This is a genomic window from Roseateles sp., from assembly GCF_036404855.1.
Classification (GTDB): Bacteria; Pseudomonadota; Gammaproteobacteria; order Burkholderiales; family Burkholderiaceae_C; genus Pelomonas.
Window position 1 is genome coordinate 1 of record NZ_DASWYS010000162.1, and the last position, 2,846, is coordinate 2,846.

At 68.9% G+C, this 2,846-nt stretch carries 4 protein-coding genes; all 4 read left to right on the top strand.

The window, feature by feature from the left end:
* On the top strand, window positions 1-450 hold a 450-nt coding region (locus VGF12_RS10410; RefSeq protein ID WP_331175964.1), incomplete at its 5' end, for an SDR family NAD(P)-dependent oxidoreductase.
* Between the two features lies 1 nt (window position 451).
* Window positions 452-1,681 carry a beta-ketoacyl-ACP synthase gene (locus VGF12_RS10415; RefSeq protein WP_331175965.1) on the top strand — a complete coding sequence of 410 codons (1,230 nt, stop codon included), beginning with the start codon at window positions 452-454 and terminating at the stop codon, window positions 1,679-1,681.
* A 65-nt stretch (window positions 1,682-1,746) separates the two neighbouring features.
* Window positions 1,747-2,187: an excinuclease ATPase subunit gene (locus tag VGF12_RS10420; RefSeq protein WP_331175966.1), complete on the top strand. Its 441-nt coding sequence runs from the start codon at window positions 1,747-1,749 to the stop codon at window positions 2,185-2,187.
* A 7-nt stretch (window positions 2,188-2,194) separates the two neighbouring features.
* A partial coding sequence (locus VGF12_RS10425) for a 4'-phosphopantetheinyl transferase family protein (RefSeq protein ID WP_331175967.1) occupies window positions 2,195-2,846 on the top strand: 652 nt, incomplete at its 3' end.

Below are 2,846 nucleotides of genomic sequence, written 5' to 3' on the forward strand. Positions count from 1 at the left end.
GACACCGCCTTCCCCGCCATGACCGAAGCCGACTGGGACCAGGTCATCCACACGAACCTCGACGCCTTCTACAACGTGCTCCGGCCGCTCGTGATGCCGATGGTCCAGCGCCGCAAGCCCGGCCGCATCGTCACCATCTCGTCCGTGTCCGGCGAGTTCGGCAACCGCGGGCAAGTGAACTACAGCGCGGCGAAGGCGGGCATCATCGGCGCCACCAAGGCGCTCGCCCTCGAGCTCGCCAAGCGGGAGATCACCGTCAACTGCGTGGCGCCCGGCCTCATCGAGACCGAGATGATCTCCGAGGAGGTCGTCAAGCACGCCCTCGAGCTCATCCCGCTCCGTCGGACCGGCCGTCCCGAGGAGGTCGCGGCTGCGGTAGCCTTCCTCCTCTCGTCCGAAGCGTCGTATGTGACGCGGCAGGTGATCTCGGTGAACGGAGGCATGGGCTGACATGCGACGCGTCGTAGTGACCGGTGCCGGGGCCCTGAGCCCCCTGGGGAACGACTGGCCGACGGTGTTCGCTCGCCTGCAGGCGAAGAAGAACGCGGTGCAGGTGCAGCCCGATCTGAAGCAGTACGCCGGCATGCAGACGCACCTCGCCGCGATGTGCGCGCCGTACACGCTCGACGAGAAGGTCTACAACCGCAAGACGATGCGCGGCATGGGCAAGGTCGCGCAGATGGCGACGAAGGCCTCGGAGGTCGCGCTCAAGGAAGCGGGGCTCTTCGGCGACCCGGTGCTCAAGTCGGGCAAGGTCGGCGTCTCGTTCGGCAGCTCGTCGGGCTCGCCCGCGTTCATCGCGGACTTCGGCCGCATGCTGCTCAACAAGTCGACCGACGGCGTGACGGCGACGACGTACATCAAGATGATGTCGCACACGGCGCCGGTGAACATCGGCGTCTTCTTCGGGCTCACGGGCCGCATCATCACCACGTCGTCGGCGTGCACCTCGGGCAGCCAGGGCATCGGCTACGCCTTCGAGGCGGTGCAAAGCGGCAAGCAGGTCGCCATGCTGGCCGGCGGCGCCGAGGAACTGGACCCGACGCAGGCGGCCGTGTTCGACACGCTGTTCGCCACCAGTACCCAGTACAACGACCGGCCGCGCATGACGCCGCGCCCCTTCGACAAGGAACGCGATGGCCTGGTGCTGGGCGAGGGCGCCTGTACCTTCGTGCTGGAGGAGTACGAGCACGCCAAGGCGCGCGGCGCGCAGATGCTGGGCGAGATCGTCGGCTACGGCACCAACTGCGACGGCACGCACGTCACGCAGCCGCAGTCCGCCACGATGGCCCAGGCCATGCGCCTGGCGCTGGAGGACGCCGGCCTGCCGGGCGGCGCCATCCCCTACGTCAATGCGCACGGCACCTCCACGGACCAGGGCGACGTGGCGGAGAGCCAGGCCACCCAGGCCGTACTGGGGTCCCGCACGGCCATCTCGTCGCTGAAGAGCTACATGGGCCACACGCTGGGCGCCTGCGGCGCGCTGGAGACGTGGATGACGCTGGAGATGATGAAGGCCGGCTGGTTCGCGCCGACGCTGAACCTGCAGCAGGTGGACCCGCGCTGCGGCGAACTGGACTACGTGCTCGCCGGTGGCCGCAAGCTGGAGACTGAGTTTGCGATGTCTAATAACTTCGCTTTTGGCGGGATCAACACCTCACTGATCCTGCGCCGGATCTGACGTCGCCGCGCCGGCCCGGCCCCTCCATTGATCCTCTCATTTCAAACCACCAAGGAAGCTCGCGCATGAAAACCCGTCTCGTCGCCCTGGCCCTCGCTTCGGCCCTGTCCTGCACGTCCGCCTTCGCACGCGACACCGTCCTGTACATCCCGCTGGCCGACGTGCTGGCCATGCCTGAGGCTCAGGGCAAGCTGGATTCGGACATGAAGTTCTTCCTCGCCGGCCAGAGCACACCCAAGGTCCTGAAGCGGTTCTCGACCGGCACGAGCAACCCCAAGACCAACGGCTTCAACAAGAGCGACGAGTTCGGCTGCAAATGGGCGGCGCTGAGCGCGCTGATCAACCTGCAGACCAGCGCCAAGCGCGAGGGGGGCAACGCCGTCGTCGACATCGTCAGCTACTACAAGAAGAACGAGTACAAGAGCGCGACGGACTTCGAGTGCCACGCGGGGACCTTCGTCGTCGGTGTGGCGCTGCGCGGCACCTACGCCAAGATCGCCGACTGAGTCTCACGTGCTGTGCCTGCTGGCGGCCGAGCCCGAAGTGCGGGCGGGCATGCCGGCGCCGGCCGGCTGGCTGACCCTGTCCGAGGCCGCACGTCTGCGGGCACTGGGCAGCGAGGCACGGCGTGACACCTTCCTGGCCGGCCGCTGGCTGGCCCGCCGTGCCATTCAGGGCTGGTCGGGCTCGGCGGCCCTGCCTGCGCTGGAGGTGGCCGACAGCGGCGCCTGCGTCGTGGCCGGTGTCGATGGCGGCCATGTGTCGATCAGCCACAGCGCCGGTGTCGTGGCCTGCGCGGCGAGCGAGGTGCCGGTGGGCATCGACATCGAAAGCCTGTCCCGCCCGCGCGACCACCTGGCGCTGGCCGAAGCGGTGCATGGCCCGGCGCAGCGCGAGCAGCTCGCCGCCCTGCCGCCCGAGGCGCGTGCGCGGGACTTCCTGCGGTGGTGGACCTTGAAGGAAGCCTGGCTGAAGGCGCGCGGCCGAGGCCTGGACTTCGCGCTGATGCGCCGCCTGGCGTTCGACGCCGACGCGTCAGGTGACACTGCGGTCACGTGCGTCGGCGACCTCGTGCTGGCCCTGGCTGCCGACCCCGAGTTGCCGCCGCAGATCGTCGGCGTGCCGGGCGCCGCCTGGCAGCGCAGCCGCACGCGCGTGCTGGCTT

Excerpts from the sequence above, each read along its gene's own strand:
- VGF12_RS10415 (WP_331175965.1), top strand. The coding sequence starts at position 452 with ATGCGACGCGTCGTAGTGACCGGTGCCGGGGCCCTGAGCCCCCTGGGG.
- VGF12_RS10420 (WP_331175966.1), top strand. The coding sequence starts at position 1,747 with ATGAAAACCCGTCTCGTCGCCCTGGCCCTCGCTTCGGCCCTGTCCTGC.